Source organism: Longimicrobium sp., from assembly GCA_036389135.1.
Taxonomy (GTDB): domain Bacteria; phylum Gemmatimonadota; class Gemmatimonadetes; order Longimicrobiales; family Longimicrobiaceae; genus Longimicrobium.
The window spans coordinates 53,701-75,359 of record DASVQP010000048.1; the positions used below are offsets into that span (position 1 = coordinate 53,701).

Annotated in this window: 9 protein-coding genes; 2 read left to right on the plus strand and 7 right to left on the minus strand. The window is 68.5% G+C overall.

Features of this window, described 5'->3' with window-relative positions; genetic code table 11:
• Nucleotides 1-28: 28 nt before the first annotated feature.
• From VF584_11730 to VF584_11750, 5 genes are all read right to left on the minus strand, one after another.
• Nucleotides 29-5,524 carry a hypothetical protein gene (locus VF584_11730; protein ID HEX8210836.1) on the minus strand — a complete coding sequence of 1,832 codons (5,496 nt, stop codon included), beginning with the start codon at nucleotides 5,522-5,524 and terminating at the stop codon, nucleotides 29-31.
• On the minus strand, nucleotides 5,521-11,490 hold the full coding sequence (locus VF584_11735) for a hypothetical protein (protein HEX8210837.1): 5,970 nt from the start codon (nucleotides 11,488-11,490) through the stop codon (nucleotides 5,521-5,523). The genes VF584_11730 and VF584_11735 overlap by 4 nt, the downstream gene beginning before the upstream one ends.
• A 272-nt stretch (nucleotides 11,491-11,762) precedes the next feature.
• On the minus strand, nucleotides 11,763-14,117 hold the full coding sequence (locus VF584_11740; protein HEX8210838.1) for a hypothetical protein: 2,355 nt from the start codon (nucleotides 14,115-14,117) through the stop codon (nucleotides 11,763-11,765).
• On the minus strand, nucleotides 14,104-16,188 hold the full coding sequence (locus VF584_11745) for a hypothetical protein (GenBank protein HEX8210839.1): 2,085 nt from the start codon (nucleotides 16,186-16,188) through the stop codon (nucleotides 14,104-14,106). The genes VF584_11740 and VF584_11745 overlap by 14 nt, the downstream gene beginning before the upstream one ends.
• A 714-nt stretch (nucleotides 16,189-16,902) precedes the next feature.
• Nucleotides 16,903-17,070: a hypothetical protein gene (locus VF584_11750; protein ID HEX8210840.1), complete on the minus strand. Its 168-nt coding sequence runs from the start codon at nucleotides 17,068-17,070 to the stop codon at nucleotides 16,903-16,905.
• 737 nt (nucleotides 17,071-17,807) lie between these two features.
• Here VF584_11750 and VF584_11755 point away from each other — a divergent pair.
• The gene (locus VF584_11755) at nucleotides 17,808-17,975 is read left to right on the plus strand and encodes a hypothetical protein (protein HEX8210841.1); all 168 of its coding nucleotides are present in this window, start codon (nucleotides 17,808-17,810) and stop codon (nucleotides 17,973-17,975) included.
• Between the two features lie 45 nt (nucleotides 17,976-18,020).
• Nucleotides 18,021-20,336, plus strand: a complete 2,316-nt coding sequence (locus VF584_11760) for an Ig-like domain-containing protein (GenBank protein HEX8210842.1) — start codon at nucleotides 18,021-18,023, stop codon at nucleotides 20,334-20,336.
• 24 nt (nucleotides 20,337-20,360) lie between these two features.
• Here the strand turns inward: VF584_11760 and VF584_11765 are convergent, their stop codons facing one another.
• Both VF584_11765 and VF584_11770 read right to left on the minus strand, forming a co-directional pair.
• Nucleotides 20,361-21,272: a hypothetical protein gene (locus tag VF584_11765; GenBank protein ID HEX8210843.1), complete on the minus strand. Its 912-nt coding sequence runs from the start codon at nucleotides 21,270-21,272 to the stop codon at nucleotides 20,361-20,363.
• The gene (locus VF584_11770; GenBank protein ID HEX8210844.1) at nucleotides 21,269-21,526 is read right to left on the minus strand and encodes a PqqD family protein; all 258 of its coding nucleotides are present in this window, start codon (nucleotides 21,524-21,526) and stop codon (nucleotides 21,269-21,271) included. The genes VF584_11765 and VF584_11770 overlap by 4 nt, the downstream gene beginning before the upstream one ends.
• Between the last annotated feature and the right edge of the window lie 133 nt (nucleotides 21,527-21,659).

The window sequence follows — 21,659 nt, forward strand, 5'->3', positions numbered from 1 at the left end:
AAAGGCGGTCCGCGCGTGGGTTATGGCGTCAGGGATAGGAGATTACGTACGTGAACGGCACCCCGCCGGGGCTCAGGTCCGTGAGGAGCCGCGCCGTCACCTCATAGGTGCGGTCGGGGAGGCTTGCGTCGAGCGCGAGGCCGCTGTCGCCATGCTGGAAGGTCACGGAGCCGCCTGGGACGTTGATCGTCTGGGTGAACGTCGCCCCCGCCGAGTCCCGCACCTCCACCTCCAGTCCGGCGAAGGTGTGCCCCGCTGGCAGAGATGTGACGTCGGTGAAGGTCATCGTGGTGGGGAACTGCACCCCCTCCGCTACGTAGGGATCCTCCAACGGCGAGAGCGTGTTCAGCGAGTCGGTGTAGGCGAGCACCCCGCCGAGCCCCAGCAGGTCGACGTCGGGCCCGTACCGCAGACGGTAGCGGGAGCGGAGCCCATCCGTGCACGCATCGGTGAAGACTCGCACGCGCACGTCGTAGGTCAGGTTGGACACGGACCCGTCCAGCACGATCCCCGTCCCGTCGCCGTGGGCGAAGGTCACGGATCCGCCGGGAGACGAGATCGCCAGCCGCACCGCGTTCCCCAGCCCGTCGGCCAGAGAGACCTCGGTGCGGTCAAAGACGTGCCCCGGCGGGAGCGACGCGATTGCGTCGCTGAACGTCATGCTCCCTGGGAAGGGCGAGGCGGTCGGGCTCACCAGCCGGTCCGCGCCGAGCGGTGCGGCGGGCTGGTGATTGTCGGCGTAGCTCACCGCGGGCTGGAACAGGGCCGCACTCTCCAGGCAGGCGGCTGGCACGCTCAGCACATTCTGGTTGCGGCTGAGCATCCCCGACGAGTTCTCCACCTCCACCGCGAAGCAATGGCGGATGGGCGTGCCGTCAGAGCCGAGTTTCGAGAGCACGTCCGAGCCCAGTGCGGTGGCGGCGAGCGGCACCACCACCGGATCGGCGTTGGTCTTCACCTCGTGGATCAGCGTCCAGTTTCCGGTGGCGTCCTGCCGGTAGAGCCGGTAGGTGGCGTTGTGGGTAACGCGCCGCCAGGAGAGCTCCACGCCGGTGAGCAGCACCGGCATCGACACGGTGGGCGGGTTGGAGGAGAAGGCGATGGCGGGCGCCACCGGGCTCTCCACGTCGATCACCGACGCCCGCGCCAGCGTGGACGGCTGCGAGGGGACGAACACGGTCTCGCCGCGCTCGTTGGTGATCTCGCGCAGCGCCGTCACCCGGTAGAAGAGCGGGTCGCCGAAGGGCGGAAACGGCAGGTCGGCGAAGGTGTCCACGATCTCCGTCTCTCCCCCCGCGGCCGCTGGATACGCGCCGACCAGCGTCATGCTCCGCGGGCTCGCCGCGTCGGCGGCGCTGGTGGCGCGGTAGAGGTTGAAGCGCGTGATCCCCTCGCTGGCGAGGTAGGCGCTCATCACCAGCTTCACTCCGGTGGGCACGCCCCGCAGCGGGTCTTCGATCAGCGTGGTGACGCTGCGGATGGCGGGTGCCTGGGCGGGAGAGGCGTCCACCAGCAGCACCGGGCCGGTGGCGGCGCTGCGCGGGCCCAGCCGCATCTGGTCGGTCATCTCTCCGGCGGCGTAGAAGTAGAAGTTCCGCGCGGCGCCGTCGAGCGTGTAGTCGGTGAAGCGTACCCGCGTCTCGCCCGCGGCGCCCATGTGCCGCACCACCATCGGCGAGGGATCGTGGCCGGGGCTGCCGAAGGGGAGGAGGTCGCCGTTGGCGTCGCGGATCACCGGCTTGCGCGCCGAGGTCTGCGTGCCCTGCCGGATGAAGCGGAAGATCACGGGTGACTCGGTGAGCGGCAGGAACACGCCCTCGATGGCGCGCCTCACCACCTGCGCCATGCTCGCCGGCACGCCGTCCAACACGAAGCTGGCGGTGGGGTCGCCCGGCGGCGTGCCGGCGCCGAAGGGGGCCACCTGCGTGCCGGGGATCACGTACGCGCCGTTGTCGGGCGTCGGGAAGCGGAAGCCGCCGGGCGTGTACTCGTTGAAGCCGTGGTCGCCGTGCAGGTTGTGGACGTTGACCAGGTCGTTCCAGCGGTCGGCGAAATAGGCCGCGTCTTCGGCGGGGAGCGCGGCGAGCGCCGTCCGGATCGCGTCCACCGTCGCCGGTTGGTAGAGCACGTCGAGCACCGACTGCTCGTTGGCGCGGTAGAACAACAGCGCGTACGGCTCGCGCGTGGCGTCGGCCTGCACCCCCACGTCCATCGTATAGCTCCCCTTGCCGTAGACGTCGGGCTCGGTGGCGTAGCGGGGGCCGCTCGGCGGGTCGGGCGGCAGCGGGGGCGTGATCCGCCGCCCCTGCATCACCACCGGCGTGGTCAGGTCCGAGTCGGAGGGGAGCGCCGTGTTCCGCGCGCGCGCTGCCAGCAGCGTCTGCTTCGTGTCGTGCAGCGGCGGGGGGAGGGTGGTGCCCTCGTCCAGCACGCCGGGCTGCGCGGTGAGGTACACGCGGTACCCCGGGTGGAAGTTCACCATCACCCCCGTGCCCGTCTGCACCGCCGGGGACGGCGCGGGCACGGACCCGGAGGGCGGCTGGAAGGCGGCGTCGTGCGCCACCAGGCGCAGGGTGGTCCCGGAGGTGTCAATCGTCCACACCGCCAGCGCCCGCGGCTCCCCGCTCGCCGCGTCGGCGATGCGCACCGTGCCGCGGCACCACTCCACGTCGGCGTCGGGGTGCGGCGCGAGCTGGAAGGTGTCGAACTGGATCTCGTAGACCCCCGTGCGCGTCCCCGGCATGAGCAGCCCCGTGGAGGGATCGACGGCGTTGCGCTCGGTGACCGTGGCGCTCGCGTGGACGCCGCCGACGTTGTAGACCGTCTGCGTGCCGTCGGCGTGCGTTACCGTCTCGGTGTGGAACTGCCCGTTCTGCAGGAAGGTCACCAGCGCCACCTCGTGCGCCAGCGGCTGGCTGGGCCCCCAGGTGGCCGGCTCGTTCAGGTTCTCCACCACCAGGAAGCGCTCTCCCGGCGCGGGAGCCTTCACCTGCACGGTGGCGGAGAAGTGGTTTGAGTGGTCCAGGTCGGCCACCCCGGACTGCACTTGTTTGCGCACCCGGAACACCGCGCCCTCGCCGGGCATGGTGGGCTGCGCCACGCTCTCCACCAGGTACAGCACCTGGTTGGCCGCGAAGGTGCTCCCCGCGAAGCGCGGCTCGTCGCCGGGGGTCACCGCGGGGGTGACCGTGCGCGGCGGCGACACGCTGGCGAGCGTGTAGGGCTCGGTGCGCACCTCCACCAGCCGGTCGGAGAGCGAGGTGACGGACTTCACCGCGCCCTGCACCGCGCGCGGCGGCTCCTGCCGGAAGAAGAGCTGCACCCGGTCGGCCCACGTTCCCGCGGCGGACGGCTTCTGCGGGCGGTAATGGGTGTGGTTCCACTCGAAGGTGCAGCGCACCAGGGTGCGGTCGCCCGCCAGCCCCGCCAGCCGCTGCTGCTCGGCCGGGGTGGTGAGCAGGATCGGGTCTTCGGGCTGGATCAGCTGCACGCCCAGGTTGGACGGCGGGAGCAGCGTGTGGTGGACGGGGATCTGGGTGTCCACGTCGCGGGGGTTCCCCAGCGGCGAGGGGCGCGAGAACCAGTTCACCCCGTAGAGCGTGTAGCGATGGAGCCCGTTCTCGCGCTCGCGGTGGGTGTAGATGGGGGGCCGCGGCGCGCCGGGGGAGGTGGCGAGCTGCGGAAGGAGCGGCGCCACCTCGGCCACCCCGGCCAGGTCGTGCATCTCGTCGTCGCTGCTGAGCTCCGGCACGCGCCAGTCGGACTCGCCCACCCGCCGGTACTTGCAGCCGTAGAGCACCGGCTTGGTCACCTCGCAGGAGCAGAACTCCACCGGCGGCACGAAGAACGGCCCCAGCGGCTGCACCGTGTCGTACGGCTCCAGGTTGAGGTGGACCACGCGCGCCTCGTCGAACGGCGTGTATCCGTCGTCGTCGGTGAGCTGCGTGGGGGTGGCGGTGCCGTTGTCGATGGAGATGCCGAAGGTGGGCGGCGCCTGCACCGGCGCGGGCGGGAGCCGGTGGTCCTTCCGCCCGGTGGGGAGCGACATCGACAGGTGCGTGCGCTGGCCCGGCGCGCCGCCCGGCTCCAACGCCGCGGTGGTGTGGTAGAGCGCCAGGTGCACGAACTGCGCGGCCGATTCTCGGGGGATGCCCGTGTCGATGCACCCCAGCCCCAGCATGCGGGCCACGTGGAAGTCCAGCGCCACCAGCTTGAGCATGACCAGGTAGCTGATGCCGAAGGCGCCGCCGTCGCGCGGGTCGTCGGCCGGGAGCGCGTCGCTGGCCGCCGCGTTGGCGGGGCTGGTGCTGAGCGCCAGGTAGCGCTGTACCCCCGCGCGCAGCCCGGCGCCGTCGTCCGGCTCCTGCAGCGGGGGCAGCGTGGGGTCCCAACGGGCGCGGTAGTTGGCCACGCTGGTGGTGAAGCGCCCCGACCCGGGGTCGGCGAACAGGTAGCGCGGCCAGCGGCGGTCCACCGGCGCCGCCGGGGTCTCCAGGCGGTCGAAGGCCAGCGCGTCGCGCTCGGTGAGCGCGAACCCCCGCCCCACCGGCCGCCATCCATCGTCGGTGGCCAGGGCGCCCAGGATGAAGTCGTCGTACGTCTCCAGGTGCAGCTCGCCCGGGGCGCTGCGGGTGCAGGCGAAGCGGAAGTAGCGCACGTTCTCGGCGCACACCCGGTGCTCGGGGAGGGCGGCGGCGGCCGGGACGGTGGCGGCCGGCGCGGCGGTGCGCACCCCCAGCAAGGCGAGCAGCGCCGCGAACAGCCGTCCGATCGCGGTACGGGCGAGCGGAGGCGGCGGGGAGGGCGGGGGCGCCGGCGGACGCACCACCACGAAGCGCTTGCGGCAGGAGACGACCCGCTCGGCGTCCGGCAGGTTCTCGGTGACCGAGACGGCCTCCACCCGCAGCTCCGCCTCGCGCCCCTCGCCCACCGTGCGCATCACCAGCGTCAGGGCGAAGCAGAGGCGGTCGGTGACCTCCACCTCCACCATCCCGCCGTAGCGCCCCAGGAAGTCGCCGGGTGAGGTACGCGGGTCCACGCCGGCGCGCACCGCGTCGTAGCTGGCAAGGTCGGCAAAGCGCAGCACCACGTCGCGGTGGCGCGGGGGAGTGGTGCCCTCCACCGGGGCGTGGTAGGTCCAGCGGCGGTCCGTGCCCGCCTCCACCACCGCCGCCGGCCGGTCCTTGGCCAGCTTCACCACGCAGGCGCGGCGGCGGTAGGGGGCGCGCAGCACCACCACGAAGTCGTCGGGGCGGTTGAAGCCGTAGGGCGCCGAGTAGGGCGGGTTCGTCCCGCTGGCCAGGTTCCCCTTGGGCAGGTGCGTCTCACCCACCCCGCGCAGCAGGTCCCAGCGCAGGTGGATGCCGCTGGCGCTCCCGTCGGATCCGTCGCTTCCCGCCGCCTGCAGGTACAGGTAGGGGCTCTGCACCAGCGCCGTTCTGGCGGCCAGCTGCTGCGGCACGGTGTCCACGCCGCCGCGGGGGTCGGCGACCGTCTCGGGCGGGTAGGGGGTGACGGTGCTCATTGCGTGACTCCCCCGGGCGAGAGGGCGGGGCCCGCCGGGCCGGTGGGATCCACGGGCGGCGAAAGGAAGAGGGTCACCGTCACCACGCTCGCCGGTGCCCAGGCGGCGCCGTTCCACTCCGGCAGGGTGAAGGTGAAGTCCAGGTCGTGCAGCGCCACGTTCAGCCCGGGGTGGCCCACGAACGCCATCGCCCGGTCCTTCGAGTGCACGGTGGTGAAGGAGACCGGCGGCGCGTTCCGCTGCGTGAGCACCAGGGTAGGGGCGGCGCCCGCGTCGGTGATGCGGGGGTCGATCAAAGGCTCGGGGCTGCGCACCAGGAAGCCGAGCACGCCCCCGCCTGCCGCGTCGCGGACGATCGTGAAGTCGGTGCCCACCGGCGGGTCGAGGGCGGGAAGGCGCAGCACCCCCTGCGCCAGCCGGTCGAACGGATGCCCGTACTCCCGCTCCAGCGGGTCGCCCGAGGGCGGGGCGTGCGAGAGCAGCGCCACCAGTTGCGCGGTGCGACCTGCGTCCAGGGTCACGGCCACGTCGTCGTACACGGCGTCGCGCAGGTACGTCCCGTCGGCGTCGGCCAGGCGGTAGCTGTTCACCTGCTCCGGGTGGTCCGCGTAGCGCGACGTCCGGAAGTTTTCGCGGTGCACCTCCTGGACGGCGGCGCCGAAGCGCGCCGTGAACACGGCCAGGTACAGCTTGCGAGGCTTGAGGCGTTCCACGCTCACCGTGGCCTGCACCCCCGGTGGCGCGATCCCGCCCTGGCCCACGCCGGTGCAGGGGTCGCCCTGCGTGGCCAGGTTGTTCAGCAGCTTCACGTCGGGCGGCGAGTGCCTCGCCAGCCCGGCGGTGAAGGCCAGGTAGACGGGGGGGACCTCGCCCGGGGCGCCGGGCGCGGGCCTCGGGTCCACCGGGTCCAGGATGGCCACCTCCAGGGTGCTTGAGACGGCGGGGTTCCCGTTGTACGCGTCGAACTGGCCGCCGAACATGGTGGCCACGTACGGGTGCAGCCACGCCAGCCGCAGCCGCGGCTCCACGTAGTAGAGCGGCTTGGCGTTCAGCACGTTGCCGTCGGCGCTGGGGTAGCTGTGCGCGAAGTCGATGTACGGCTTGAGCGACTGCAGCCGGAACTGGTCGGCGCGGTCGGCCGCGAGGAGCGCCTGGTATTCGGCGCGGTACGGATGGAAGTGCCCCAGCGGCCCCCGCGTGCGGAAGCCCAGGTGCAGGTAGCGCCGGGCGGCGGTGGAGATGCCCTGCTCGTCGACGGTGACCCGGTCCACCACCTGGAGGGTGACCGCATAAAGGGTGTCGAGCCGCCAGATGGGGTGGAGGGTGCGATTGATGGCCGTCACCATCGCCGTGTTGCTGGCCAGCAGGGCCCCGGCGCCGGGGATGGTGGCGTTGTACGCCGCGTCTTCCGCCGGCAGCCAGCAGAAGCCGAAAAAGAACGTGGCGCAGCCGTAGTCGAAGGATCGGTCCAGGTTGCAGGGTGGGTAGTCCTGGCGCGGCGGCCGCTGCCCTCCCAGCCCCTCCCCCACGGTGTCGCCGCGCAACGGGACGGCGCCCGGGCAGCAGCGCAGCAGCGCGGCCAGCGCCTCCATCTGCCCGCGCAGCTCGTCCGCCTCCGCGCGCAGCTCCTCCGCCAAGCCGTGGTGGTGGACGGCCAGCGCGGGGGAGCAGCACTCCCCCTGCGCGCCATCGGCCAGCAGCTCGTGCTCGGCGGCCTGGGCCAACAACTGGGCCACCTCCGCTTCCAGCGCGGCGAGCTGTCCGCGCACCTCGGCGCAGACCATGGCGAAGTACGCCTCCAAGCTCCCGCACGGCGGCGGAGCCGGCGGTGCGGGGGGCGGCGGACCCCGGTCGGGCCAGGGGGGGCGACCCCCGGCCGGCGCGGTGGCGACCGCGGTGGGTCCGTCGCGGCAGTCGCATTCCCCTGCCTCGATCACCACCCGGTCGATCGGCGCACCGGGTGCGTCGTAGACCAGCGGCTGCTGCAGGCGCAGGGGGTCGGCCACCTCGCTGCGCATGGTGATGTCATCGTAGACAGGCTGGTGGCTGGGGTTCACCCCCGTCTGTCGCCGGCGGCGGTAGTGCACGGTCACCCCGTCGGAGAGGGTGGCCAGCTTCAGCCGCACCCGCGCCGCCGGCTCGGGAAAGACGATCTCCAGCCGCCACCCGGGGCGCAGCGCCACACCGCGGAGGTGCCCGAACGTGTTGGGGAAGGGGATCGCCCGGCCGTCGCCGCCGGTGAGCCGCACGTCCACGCCGTCGAAGGCGTAGCGCCGCCCCGACGCCATCGGGTCCGGCCAGGCGGGCCCGTCCACCGCCACGCAGCGCTCCGGGCGCGGGGGCTCGGGGCAGAAGAGCGTTTCGGTGGTGATCCCGGAGTTTTCGGGGATGAAGGGCCCGGCCGTGTCGTTGACGTAGCTCAGCGGCGTCTGCGACAGCAGCGAGAGCTTGTTCACCCGCCCCGGCTGGTCGGCCTGCCACCACCCCTCCCGCAGCCCGGCAAGGTCCGCCGGGTCCACGAAGGAAAGGTGGGCGAGCGGGGTGAGCGCGCCGTACACGTCGTAGTCGTCCCAGCGGCCGGCGGCGGGGTTCCAGGAGCGGATCCGCACCTCCTCCACCACGTACTCGTGCCGCACCTGCGGCGACTTCCCCCGCTGCGGCGGCACCAGGTCGGCGTTGGCGAAGCCGGTGCCGGTCACCCCGATATTGGTCACGGCGGGCCCCGGCGCCACCGGGCGTTTGAACTCCACGTCGATGGTGCTGTCCAGCGGCACCACGAAGTCGTCGAAGCTCCCGCTCCACCCGGCCGTGGGCGGCGGCGGCAGCGCGGCGGCCATGGCGCCCGGCGCCACGTTCAGCGCGAAGCGCTCGCGCGTGGCCACGCACACCGCGCGGGCCGCCTCGCTGGGGGCGTCCTCGTTGAAGACCGGGAGGGCCGCCGTTTCGAGGTTGGAGTCGAAGGTCCAGGTGAAGTCGAGCGTGAAGGTGCCGCCCAGCTTCTTCACCGGCTTGGGGAGGTCGAGCTCCACGCTCACCGAGCCGGTAACGATGAACGGCTTCGGCGCCTCGGCGGCCAGCGCGGCCGCGAGGCTGACCCCCATCTTGAACTTGAACACCTTCACCGCCGCCGAGCCGCCCATCAGGATCCGGCCGCCGATCTGCTTGGGCTTGAAGCTCAGCCGCCCCTGCGTGTCGAGGTACACGTGCGCCTCGAAGCGCACGGGTCCGAACCCCTTGGCGAAGTCCCAGCTGACCCCCGCCCCGGCGCGGATCCCCGAGGCGGAGAGCATCAGGTACGACCAAGCGTCGAACAGGGTGAGGATGCGCGCCGTGATCCGCTTGCTCGCGGGGGTGTCGACGCCGGCGTTGATGTACCAGGCGCCGGAGTCCTGGAAGAAGAACCCCATCTCCACCAGCGCCTGCAGGTCGAGGATGGCGCCCGAGCCCTCGGGCACCTGGTAGTCCACCCCGAAGGCCGCTTGGATCGACTCGCGCGTGACCGCGATCACCACCGAGAACGGCGGCTCCGTGGCGCGCAGGTCCGCCCGCTCGCCCAGCACCGCCGCCTGCCCCACCAGCAGCAGGACGTCGGGGAGGGAAAGGAGGAGGAAGAGCTTGGCCGAGATCGCCTTCGCCGAGTCGCTCGCGGTGCCCACCACCGCCCCGGCGCCGAGCGAGAAACCCTTGCGGGAGGTGAACTTGTCCACGTTCACCCCTTCGCGGTACGAGAGCGGCACCTGCTTCTTGTAGTACTCGTACCACGAGGCGTCGGGTGGGAGGTTCACCGCGGCGCGGTCGGCCACGTAGTGCATCCCGAGCAGCACGCGGAAGGCGTAGAACGCGAGATTGGTGTTGCCGATGACGATCGGTACCGACAGGCTGAGCTCGGCGTCGATCAGGAACGACGGGATCGACGGGTTGAGCCGCATGGCCGCGCTCGCGCCGATCCCCGCTCGGGGGAGCATGAGCCTGATGCCGCCCGCGTACTCGGCGCCCGCGCTGGAGCCGGTGGCGTCCGGGTCCGGCTCCTTCACCTGCAAAAAGCCGCTGATCAGCACCGCTGCCTCGTCGGCCGACTTGCTGCCGGGGATCACCATGTCGACGGCAATCCCCTCCACGCGCATGAACACGTCCAGTGGCGGGCCGTCGGTGCGCCAGTAAATCTTCAATCCGCTGGCCTGCACCTGAACGCTGCCGGAGTTCACGTCCACCCCGCCGTCGAAGGAGAGCCACTTGTAGCTGAACCCGTTGCGCTCGTACGAGCCGGTTCCGAGCGCCGTCACCGACAGGGTAACGGGCCCCACCTTGAGGGTAACCGCCTTCGGCAGCACCAGGGTGCCACCCTCGATCTCGAAGGTGCCGTCTTCCCAGATCACCAGCTTCTTGAGGTCGACCGAGATCGGGCGGTCGAAGGTGAGCGCGGGGATCTGGAAGGTGAGCGTGGCGGTGCCCGAGGCGCACAGGAAGAAACGGTCGTCCTCGCGCCCGAAGCCCAGGGTGTAGATCACGAAGTCCATCACCCCGGGGATGCGGATGAGAATGCCGTCCTTTTCCGTGGCCGTCACGCTGAAGTCGCCGTCCTGGGCGATGTGCGCGCGGATGTCGATGGTGGCGTCGTTCCCCAGGGCGTCCTTGAAGCCGGGGATGGTGATCCACCCGCGGATGTTGGACTCGACGATGGCGTTGCGCTCGAAGCGCAGGTCGAAGGCGGTGAGGCCGGCCTCGATGTTCCCGATCTGCGTGTGCATCACTCCCGCGGCGTCGAACCCGATCTTTCCCGAGAAGCCCCCGGTACCGATGATCAGGTTCGTCCCCACCAGCTTGGGGCCCGTGCCCGTCGTCGTCCCCGACGCCTTGAACCACCTGTTCGGCAGGCCGATGGTGGCCTCCTTCACGTAGACGCCCACGAAGTCCACCGGCCGCCCGTCCGCCGTGGCCTCGGGGATGTTCTTTGTGCGGCTCAGGTCCAGCTTCATGTCGTCGAAGCCGAGCGTGAGCCCCGTGTCGCCGATCTGGCTTGTGGTGAAGCTGAAGGTGCCCAGCGAATCGAACTCGAACCCCGTTTCGGTGGAGTAGAGCACCGAGCCCGCCACGAAGGTGAGCCGCGACTTCTGTTTCTGATCCTCGGGAAGGGTGGAGTTGGCGTCGATCACCTCACCGGTGTTGGCGTCCACCGGCTGCAGCAGCGTGCGCGGGAACTCCAGCGCCAGGCTCAGGTCGCGGATGGCCACGGAGCAGCGGGGGACCAGGAACGCCTTGAAGTCGTCGCGCGAGAACTCCTTCACCCACTGGCCGAAGAAGGTGGAGATGTCGTTGAACACCTGGTCCACCGAGTCGGCGCTGCTCAGGTAGTCGTAGATCAACTCGTAGAGGGTGAAGGTCTGCGACTGCTCGAGCTGCGCGAGCAGGTCGTCGATGACTTCGTGGGGGGCGGCGCCGGGGTTCTGCAGGGTGGGGTTGGTGAGGAGGACGGAGGGGAGGTGCTCGAGGTTGATGCTGTTCACCAGGTCCTGCACCGGGTCGGCTGCTGCGCCGTGGAACAGGTCGATGAGCCGCGCCAGCAGCGCCGGCGGCGGCGCGCCCGAGATCTCCACCAGCGCGTCGAACACTAGCCGCGGCAGCTCCACCAGGCTCGCGTGCTGGAAGTGGCGCACGTACTTCAGGATCTGCCAGCGGTAGCTGAGCGCGATGGGGATGGAGGTCTCCGGGCCCGCGACCAGGTCGGGGTACATCACCAGCGCCACGCCCCCCGTACCGGGGATCTCGAAGCCGAGCCGGCGGTAGATGACCAGTGACAGCTGGTAGAACCCCACGTCGCCGTGCGCGCTCTTCTGGACCTGCAGGTCGCGAAAGAAGAGGCGGTCGAACACGGCGTGAAGCCCCTCCTGCACGAACCCCAGGTTGGGCGGGATCGCGTCCAGCGGCAGCAGCGTGGAAACGGAGGGGTAGAATGAAGTGTCGGTCATGATTTTTATCTCAACGAACGACTAGGGTCCAGTAGGGTCCTTCTCTCCAACCGCATGACGGTCGCGATCGAAAGAGTCATACGAGATTGCACGGGCTGGTTCGGGATCGGTGGGTGAAAGATCTCACGGAGAGTCAGCAGAGTCAGCAGAGTCAGCAGAAACTGCTTTGTTTTTTCTGATGACTCTGCTGACTCTGCGTGATTCCTCTTTTCCCGTTGTTCCAGAACGATGCTCGGTGATCCAGTATCACGAGTAACTGACGCGAAGCGAGATCATGCTTCAACGCCTTGATAAAGGATCGAGTGAAATTTCTCTACATAACCAACCAGGAAGGCACTCCGCGCAGCCAGCTTCCTGTTCCTGGATTTGAAGGCATTTTTCAATTCGTACTGGTTGTGTGATGAGATCGCCCGGATAATACCAGGGTCATTGCGAGAAATACGGACATATGCACCGTTCTTCATCTTCGGCTTCAACAGCACGTTGTCCATCTCGTACTCGGTCACCACCCACCGTCCGATACCACCGTAGGAAACAGTCGCAAACAGCAGCTTCTCAAGAATGTTGGGTGCTGCTCCCGTTGCGATGATGTTCGTGACCTTGTTTTTGATGAGGGTCTGTGTATAGTATTTTTTTGAAAAGATGAGCAGGTAATTCTGCACAATGGTCCGCTTGGCTACGGGCATCTGGAAAGCGTCGAAGGTAGCTTTGTTCCTGAGGTAGATCAGCATGCCTGGGCCTCTGTACAACCCGAAGATCTTCTTCAGGGCCGCTTTGAACAGCCCCGCGTTGAATCCTAGTTTGTGAGTGCCATCCAGCACGGAGTCCGGCGCAGTGAAATCGCCGCTGGCGTAAAAACCGTTTAACAAGGTTTCGAAGCTGGAGTAATTGACTGGATTGTCGGGTAACTCACTGGCCGGTCGCACCAGGTAGCGCTGACTATCAGTCGCGGGCGTAATCAGGATCTTCGCCGGAGTTTCCGACGCGGGTTTGTGATAGAAGACTTCATGCGAGTAAATGTTTCGGAAGCCGTTGACGGGATCCCCAATCCTCTGCTGAATGGTAACGCGCCACCCCGTGTAACCCGCGGCGGGACCGGTTGCGGAACTGATGGCGATCAGACTTTCGTCTATTCCCATCAGATCTCGAAGCGATAGGCGAAGGCTGGCGTCGCCGGCCGCAAACGGAATGGCAACGGAGCGCGACTCGTAGTGCAACGTGAACGATCCCGTTGCACCAGCGAGTTTCTGGATCGTAAACTCGACCTTGTAGACGTTTGCCGTGGCGTAGTTGCCGCCGATGTCGTAACCGTACCCCAGGGTCAGGCCGGACGCCCACCGCGTGGTGGCTTGCGAGCGTATGTTGGGGTTCTCCGCATAGAACTGCCCCGCCTGATAACGGACCAACAGGCCGGTCAGCACCCCTCCCGACGTGTAGAATGTGTCGGCCGTGAAATCCTCATCACCCGCGAAATCTTCTTCCAGGTAATGGTTGGTTGGTGTGCTGGCACTCGTGACATAATATCGGTCAGTGGAATCACGATTGATGGTCCGGCCTGCAATGGCGGCGCTTCCCGGTTGCGGCGAACTCGCGGTAAAGACACCTGCCGTATCGTATGTGCCGAAGGTGATCCGACGTTTTGCATGCACGACTGTTTCAATCTCATCCGGGTAATGCGCACCCCGCACGAAGTTCTGTGGCTTGTTCTCCGTATAGACCGTGAGGAAATAGTACAGCGGAAGCGTCTTGATCGCATCGATGGTAGCCTGATCATCGATTGCTTCCTTGGGTACCCGCCCGGGAAAGAGATCACCGAAGTCAATTTCGTAATAGGAATATGCACGTGCAGTGTCAGGGGTGTTGTAATCGAAGCTTACGACGTTTCCTCCGTCGTCTACGTGATCGTACGTGCTCCCGGCGAGTGCCACCTGTTCACCAGCGCCGTTCAGCCGCTTCACGGCGTAAGCGGCGCGGATGTCATTGGCTCGCTTGCTCCACGTCGTTCCGCCCACGTCTAGTGGATCGCCAAAATTGGATATGAACGGGCTCCCAGCATAGTAGCTGTCGGAAGGAGTGTCGTAGAACAGGTCCTGACCCGCAATGTCGAAGTTCGCGACGGGGTTGGGGCGCGTGATGGTGCAGAGTTGAAACTGCGGACTTAGAACTTCACCCTTCGAGTTGACGACTTCGTGGAATGCCCCCAGCACGTAGGTACCGTCGGGGGTTTTCACGATCCTTCTGTTGCAGTAGAGGTCCAGTTCCGGATCGGTAAGTGGCGGTGAGATCTGGACTGCTTCCCCTTGGAAGGGGAGGCGGAACATGATCAGGAACGTGAGTTTGTCCAAGCTCTTGTTCGGCTGGCTGGTTCCGGTCTGCTCCAGATCCGGGTTCACTCCGTTGTCGCTCGAAGGATCCCACTCGGTCGTGATCGTAGCACCGACTTTCGTATAGAAGCCGGCGTATTCGGCAATTTTTCCACGCAGCGGAATCCCAGCAGCCTTGATGTCTTGGAGCAATTGCCACAGCGGAGCGTCGAAGCCCCCGGGCATCATAGAGGGGATCTCGACGACGCCCGTGTTGACTTCGGTAGACGAGGAGATCTGGGCCTGTGGATCAAGCGCCAGCATGGCCGTACACCTTCAGGTTGGTGGTGCCGTTCAGAGGATCGGTATTCATTTCGTCGACCTTGTAATCGCCCGTCGCCGTATCGGCCTTGAATCCCCGCAGAACGACTTCGAACGACGTATAGCGGACACCCTTGACGTCGGTCTGAGTCTGCAAGTGCTTCACGCCCAAGTAGATTCGAAAACGATTGTCCAGAGTGGCCGCAGCACTGCTCTTCCAGATGTCATACGTGGTGTTTGAGAGGACAAGCATGAGGAGCTTGCCGAAATCAGGAATCGTGAACCTCGCCCGAGCCTCGGCGTCGGCGTCCGAGGTGAACTCTGCCATGGGAACGGTTTCAGCAGCAGAAAGCACGAGGTCGCTCCTCCGTACCCGCTCGAGCGCATACTTGAGGACCACCAGGTTCGGGTAGCTTCCCGTGAATTCACTGGTCTCTCCGGAGAGCCTCACGAGCGCAGAGGTCTGTCCCGTCTGCTGCCGTATGCACGTGGGCAGCACGAAGAGCGTTGTGTTGGCGGAGTCGCGTGCAATGCCGACGTTGCCGATGAAATCGCAGTCCAGCCCCGCCACTCCTCGCCCATCCACGTAGACTTCCTCCTCGTACACCGCGGACTTGATGCTAGACGAGCCCGCAAAAAGGATGCGCAGGTCGAGCGGATAGAGCAGGTTGTCGAGGTAGTTCGCCGCCGGCAGGGCCGTGGAAACCATGGAGGCCGTGGCCGCGCTACCCGGCTCCTGCTTGAGGTACTTCAGCCGGATGTAGCACGAGACGGGCGTCGTGGCGGCTTGGCCCGTGACGTTGGGCACCACGAACGTCATCGATTTCGCGGAAGTGGTCCCGGTCTGGGTGAATCCGCCGAAAGCTCCCTTGAAGTCGTCGAAGAACCGTTCGGCACCGTTCAGCTCGGCCGGGAAGCCGTCGCCCTTGGCGCCCGTTTCGCGGTACCCCTGTGACACGTAGAGCAGCGGTTTGGGATTGTGGCCGACCGGGAGCTGGATCCGGAACGCGTTCCGCGCTTTAGTGACGTTGTTGCCCGGGAAATCCGCTGCCTTCAGGGTCAGGAGAGGCCACTTGCTCGCGTAATAGTCGACCTGCGCCGGGGTAACAGTTCCAGGCTTGTAGCTGAGCTGGATGGTGTCGGTGTAGTTCCCGAAGTAGTTCAGCGAGTAGTTGTGCTCGTTGCGAATGTCCAGGTAGCCCTTGTTCCGGTTCATGAACGACGAAAGCACGTCGATGTACAGATCCTTTCCCCCTTTGGGCTCGAACGTCGACCCGGTGCTGCTCCTGGCGTGCACCCCCACGTCGAAGAACGATCCGTAGAAGGCGCAGGGGTCCATGAAGCCCAGCACCTGCTCTTTCGCGTGGCGGTGGTCGAACCTTTGTGCGGGCGTCGCCTGGGTGGGGAGCGCCGCCACGGAGATGACGCTCTCCAGCCTCCTCGCCAGGGAGATCTCGTGGCGGAAGCCGAGCCCCTCCAGCAAGATCTCGATTCCAAAGCTTGCCCTGTCGAACTGGCCGATCCTCCACCCCCCCATCACCGGCTGCAGTTGGAACTTCACTCCCGCCTGGTAGAAGAAGTTGTCGATCGGCTGGTCGTCAGCGAACTCCGGGCTTGCCGCGGCCGTGAACCCCACGCCCAGCGCCTCGGCGGGGGGGGAGGTGTTGGTATTCGCGGTGGCGTTCTTCTCCGCCTGCGACTTCCAGATGCTCTGCGTGAGCTGGTTTGTCGACGCCTGGGCGACCTCGTTCCCGTTGATGAGTGACGAGCGGAGGATCCCCTTGTAGATGATGTACTTGATGGGGACGAAGTTCAGCGCCGGCTGCTCCCGCGGGCGGAGCACCAGGTTCACGAGCGCCGGGTTGTTGGGGTTCGAGATTTCCTGCACGCACACGACGCCGGCGCACACCGCGTAGGCGGTGGGGTCGAAGTTCTTGCTGGGATCGGCCGTGTGGAGGCTGGTGGTGCGGTAGAGGTCGGCCCCATTGACTGTGCCAGCCGGCCCGAACGCCTGGCTGGGGAGCTGTGGGGCGAGGAGATCCGCGTTTGTGAAGAAATGGAACTTTGCGGCCATGGATCCGGCTCCGCTGCATGCTGGGACCTGCGATGAACGACTGCCTGACCTGTGGATCGACTGCGCCTGAAGGAACTGCCAGGCTGAGATGCGCCGGGAAGGGCGGGGGTGGAGCGGCGCTGAGAGCGTGAAGCGCGCATTTGACGTGCCGCGCGCCGCCCTTCGCGTCGTGCCGGTGCAAGGCCCTGCGAGCGGCGGAGTTGGGTCGCGCCGCGCCGTGTGAGCGTCCGCCGGCAACGTGAGGCTGGCCCGTCCCAGGTGGGACGAAAATGGGGCGAGAAACGGGGCTACTGAGCGGCTTGTGCTCGTCACGCACAGCTCTCAACGTACAGTAGTGATCGCGACCGCGCTGAAGATGAGGCAAAGCAGCCCCAAGTCCGTTCGATGCTCAATTTGGGGATGTAAGCCAGCGCCAGTAACAAAACGGAGTAACAAAAGCCAGTAACGCTGGGTGATCCTGGGCAACCCCGGGTTGCGCAAACCTCACAGAAATACTAGACTTTTGTTGCCTCCGTAACGCGGCGTAACGGGCCGCCGCGGTTTCCTAATCTTGGGGCCGCGCGTTCGAGTCGCGCCGGGGGCACTATCGACGAAACCCAACCGTGGATGCTGGGTTTCGTCGTTTGTTCGACACCAAGCGACGAACGGGCCCGGGAGCATCTTTGCTTCCGGGCCCGCTCGCCGTCTGTTCGGGATCTCAGCGCCCCACTGCGCTCAGGGGTCGACCCTGAACGGCATCGTGCGAGAGCGCGTGACGCCGTTCGTGCCGACGTAGGTGGCGGTGAGAGTCACGCTGCCGGGCGAGACGCCGGTGATCGTCGCGGACTCGCTGGTGGACGGCTCTCCGACCCTGACGATGCTGGTGTCCGAGCTCGTGAACACGATCGTATAGCTCCCGGGTACGCCGTTGCCGTTCGCGGTGTACCGGACCCTCGCGGAAGCGGTGCAGGTCGCTCCCACCTTCACGGCCTGGCACGTCAGGGCATTGAACGAGGGGATACACGTCCTTGACGCCGCGGAGAGGCGGGCGGCGATCGCGGCGTTGCGTCTGGGAAGGGCGATGGAAGGCCTCCGCGGGGATCCCGCAAAAGTCTGCCGAAGCACAGGGACTGTTGCAGTGAAGATAGCCGCAGGCGATCGGAACAACGACGGCGTTCCATTTCCGCCACGCGATTCTTCGGCACCACGAACAGTGCACCGGTGGCGTCTCCTGGCCGAGATTTGCTTCAAGCGCCCGCGCCGCCCCCGACCGACCGTCCCCGGGCGTTGCGCACGCGCCTCCGCGCATGGCGATCAGCTTCGCACGATCACGCAAGTTTCGTCTTGCACCTGCAATCCCGGGCTCGTGGCCACCCGCCGGGCCACTGCGGCTAAAGCGAGCGTCCACAAGGTGTTTGCAAAGATGCTCGCTTTTTGTTCCGGCCTCGGGTACATTGGGGCACACACCAGCCGGCCCGCGCCCCTGCCCGTGCTCCCCCGTCCCGCACCGGTGCGCGCGCCCCTGCGCACATCTCCATTAGACCGAAGCTGCGTTTCCGGCCGCGGAACGCGTCCCGGATCGCCCGGCGATCAGCGCGCGGGGCCGTTCTTTTTGGTTTCCACCGCCACAGGGCTCTCCGATGCAGACACCCGATCCGCCATCTCCCGCGCCTTCCGCCGCACGGGCGCCGTACGTTCCGCCGCTTCTTGAAGATCTGGGAGGGTGGACCGCGCTCACGCTCCAGCAGAGCTTCGTGGTAGCCGACGAGCAGCCCTGGACCCAGTACCTGAAGAACGACCAGAAGTAGCCCCGCCGTCTCCACCGCGGCAGCTCCCTTGACGGAACGGCACCCATGCGGTTCAAACATTGCTGCCCCCTTGCCCTGCTCGGCGCCGGACTCCTGGGCGCGTGCACCGACGACGTCACCGGCACGGGCGGCGCAAACCCCGCTCCGGAGGCCCCGCGCGCGCTCGGCCTGGTGGAGATCCGCATCAGCGGCATCGGCACCGCCCAGATGAGCGCCGCGGTGTTTCCGCTGGAGCGCGCGCGGGGGGACCTCACCCCGGTGCCGGGCGGCAGCCCCGCGGGCACCGTCCAGGTGCGCCACGTGAGCGCCGCCACGGTGGACGTGGGTACGCGTGGGGCCGGGGGACAGCGCTACCTGCAGGCCGTCTTCCAAGTGCGCAACGCGGATGCGCAGGGCACCGCCTACGCCACGCAGCGGCGGAACGTGGCCTTCGTTCCCGTGAGCACCGCGGGCACCATCCCCGGCACACCCGTGCGGCGGTTCCTCAGGCAGGACGGCGGCGCCGCGGACTCCGCGCTGGCGGCGCAGCTGCGGCCCACCGGGGCGGTTGCGCTGGACGCGGGGGGCGCGCCGGCCTCGCAGTACCCGGACGTTCTGCAGGCCTTCACCGAGGCCGAGGCGGATGCGATCGGCATGCCGGAGGGGGTGACGAACCGCTTTCCCTACGGCTTCGTGGTGCGGCACGCCACGGCAACGGACACGCGGACGCTGGCGCCCACCCCGGCGGCGGACCAGTTCGACGGGCGCGTCACCTTTGCGTACCGCATCCCGCTGGCGGCCACGGCGGCGGACGACCCCTTCACCATCTCGGTGCTGGCGGTGGCGGTGGAGGACGGCGAGACGCGCGTGACGCAGGCGCCGGAGGAGCAGGCGGCGGCGGGGCGCAGCGCGTTCGAGGCGCGGGCCGCCGCGCTGGCCGCCACGGGGGTCACGCTCTTCCCCGGCGGCGCGTACGCGGGAAGCGCGGCGAAGCGCATGCTCTGCGGGGTGCGCACCGCGGGCGAGAGCGGGAATCCGGCAGCCACGCTCTCCCCCTGCCCGGCGATCGCATCGGTGGCGGTGAGCCCGACGGACGCGGTGCGGCTGGTGAACGTGGCGAGCGAGCTGGTGGGGCAGACGGTGCAGCTGACCGCGGCCGCCACGGACGCCAACGGCGGCCCCGCCGAGTGGGCGAGCATCGCGTGGAGCAGCTCGGACTCCGCGGTGGCGACGGTGAGCGGCACGGGGCTGGTGACCATTACGGGCGCGGGCAGGGCCACGATCACCGCCGCCGCGGGCGGGAAGAGCGGAACGGCCACCCTTGCGGGTGAGCCGCTGAGGGCGGCGACCCTGACGACCGGGACGAGCCACGCCTGCGGACTGACCCCCTCGGGTGCGGCGTACTGCTGGGGGGCCAACTACCGGGGCCAGCTGGGCGACGGCACCACCACGGACCGCGGCTCGCCGGTGGCGGTCGCAGGCGGGCATACCTTCACCAGCATCAGCGCGGGCTTCGCCTTCACGGTGGCGCTGACCTCCTCGGGAGTGGCCTACGCGTGGGGGGGCAACGACGAGGGCGCGCTGGGCGACGGCACCACCACGAACCGCGCCGAGCCGGTGGCGGTCTCCGGCGGGCTGACCTTCGCCAGCATCAGCGCGGGCGGCTTTCACGTGGTGGGGCTTACCTCCACGGGTGCGGCCTACGCCTGGGGGCGCAACCAGCAGGGCCAGCTCGGCGACGGCACGGACACCCTGCGCACCGCGCCGGTGGCGGTCACCGGCGGGCTCAGCTTCGCGAGGGTTGAGGGGGGCTTCTTCCACACGGTTGCGCTGACCTCCACGGGTGCGGTATACCAGTGGGGGGGAAGCGGCATCGCTAGCGCCGCACCCATGGTGGTGCCCACGGGCGGGCGGCCGTTCGTGAGCGTCTCCACGAGCGCGTACCATACGGTGGCGCTCGCCGCCTCGGGCAAGGCCTACGCGTGGGGGAGCAACTCCGTGGGCCAGCTGGGCGACGGCACCACCACGAACAGCGCCGCGCCGGTGGCGGTTTCCGGCGAGCTTACGTTCGCCAGCATCACGGCGGGCAGAGACTACACGTTGGCGCTGACCCGGGCGGGTGCGGCCTACGCCTGGGGAGGCAACGTCCGCGGATCGCTGGGCGACGGCACGACCACGGACCGTACCGCGCCCGTGGCGGTCTCGGGCGGGCTGACGTTCACGAGCATCGGCGCGGGTGTGTTTTACACGTCGATCGGAGTGACCTCCGCGGGCGCGGCCTACGGGTGGGGAGACTATTCGGGCCAGTCGGGTGGCAGTCCCGGCACGATCTACCCCGCACCTGTGGCGATCTCCGGCGGGGTGGTCTTCAAGCAGCCGTGAAGGGGAGGAGCGATGCTCCCCGCCTCACGGGCCCGCCAGCGGGAGCGGGGTGCCGCCCAGGATGAGCCGCCGCGTCCACACGCGGCGGAGGAGGGCGGGGATCAGCCCCGCGACCGCCGCGCGCGAGGCGGCGGAGAGCGGGACGCCGATGCTCTCCCACAGCGCCCGCACCGCCTCCCGCTCCGGCAGCGCCTCCCACCGGGACGGCCGGTTCGCGTCGCGGGAGAGGAGCGCCACGCTCGCGAGCCGCGCCCCCCCGGGCCGCGCCCCGCCCAGCGCGTCCCAGGGGATGAACAGCTTCCCGTCCGCCCCCATCCGCCCGGGCAGGTCCGGGGCGAAGCGCCGCCGTGCGTCGGGCCACAGGTGCACCCCGCGGTCCCAGCCGTACACCTGGAGGGTGACGGGGTCCAGCCAGGCGAAATCCTCCGCGACCGGGTCCCACCCGCCGCGCACCGCCTGGACGAGCGTGCTGCTCTTTCCGGTTCCGCTGCGGGCCAGGAGCGCGGTGGCCTCGCCGTTCCGGGCGATGACGGACGCGTGGAGCGGCACCAGCCCGCTCGCACGTAGCGACTCGTACACGGCCATGAAAAGCGCTCCGCGAAGAAGCTCCCTCCTCGACTCCTCCTCCAGCCCGTACGGTTCGATCCGGCTTCCCGCGGTGCCGAGCGCCAGCCGGACGCCCGCGGCCTCGTCGCCGATCATCCAGTCATCCTCCCCCAGGGTCCGGCAGGGGAGCTCGATGCGGGGGATGCGTACCACGGGTCCGGGAGCCGGGAGCGGGGTGCGCGGCCGGGCACCTCGCGCCACGACGATGTCGAACCCCGCCTCGCCCGTCTCGTGCTCGTCGAACCGCCAGTGTGCGTGCAGCCACTGCTCCAGGCTGGGCGGGAGATTCGCCGTTTGCACGGTGCGGCCCATCACGGAGAACTCCGTCATGTGGAGACGCGGATCAGCTCCGCGGCGCGCAGCCGCTCAAAGAGGCCGCGCACGTCCCGCTCAGCCGTCGCGACGTCGACGTCGAGCACGGCAGCGAGCTCGCGTGCGGCGGCGGTCACCGATTCCGCGGGAAGCGCACTCCAGATGCGGCGGCCCGTGTCGTTGAGGCTGAACATCTCGCCCGTGCCCGGATCGAGCAGGATCAGCTCGCGATCCAGGTGCGTTTCGATGACGCGGGGATTCCTGGCGTACATTCGGCTCGCGCGGAGAGGAGAGAGCACGCACCTGCAGGTTCCGGCCCCGTGGGCTGCGCGTCCGGCCGGCGGACGGCGGCCGCCGCCGACTGAGCCACGTACCATGGGCGGACGAAAACGCACGAACACCACC

Bases quoted from the DNA above. Each gene is read 5' to 3' on its own strand.
- VF584_11730 (HEX8210836.1), bottom strand. From the start codon at position 5,524: ATGAGCACCGTCACCCCCTACCCGCCCGAGACGGTCGCCGACCCCCGC.
- VF584_11755 (HEX8210841.1), top strand. From the start codon at position 17,808: ATGCAGACACCCGATCCGCCATCTCCCGCGCCTTCCGCCGCACGGGCG.
- VF584_11745 (HEX8210839.1), bottom strand. From the start codon at position 16,188: ATGGCCGCAAAGTTCCATTTCTTCACAAACGCGGATCTCCTCGCCCCA.
- VF584_11760 (HEX8210842.1), top strand. From the start codon at position 18,021: ATGCGGTTCAAACATTGCTGCCCCCTTGCCCTGCTCGGCGCCGGACTC.
- VF584_11740 (HEX8210838.1), bottom strand. From the start codon at position 14,117: ATGCTGGCGCTTGATCCACAGGCCCAGATCTCCTCGTCTACCGAAGTC.
- VF584_11770 (HEX8210844.1), bottom strand. From the start codon at position 21,526: ATGTACGCCAGGAATCCCCGCGTCATCGAAACGCACCTGGATCGCGAG.
- VF584_11765 (HEX8210843.1), bottom strand. From the start codon at position 21,272: ATGACGGAGTTCTCCGTGATGGGCCGCACCGTGCAAACGGCGAATCTC.
- VF584_11735 (HEX8210837.1), bottom strand. From the start codon at position 11,490: ATGACCGACACTTCATTCTACCCCTCCGTTTCCACGCTGCTGCCGCTG.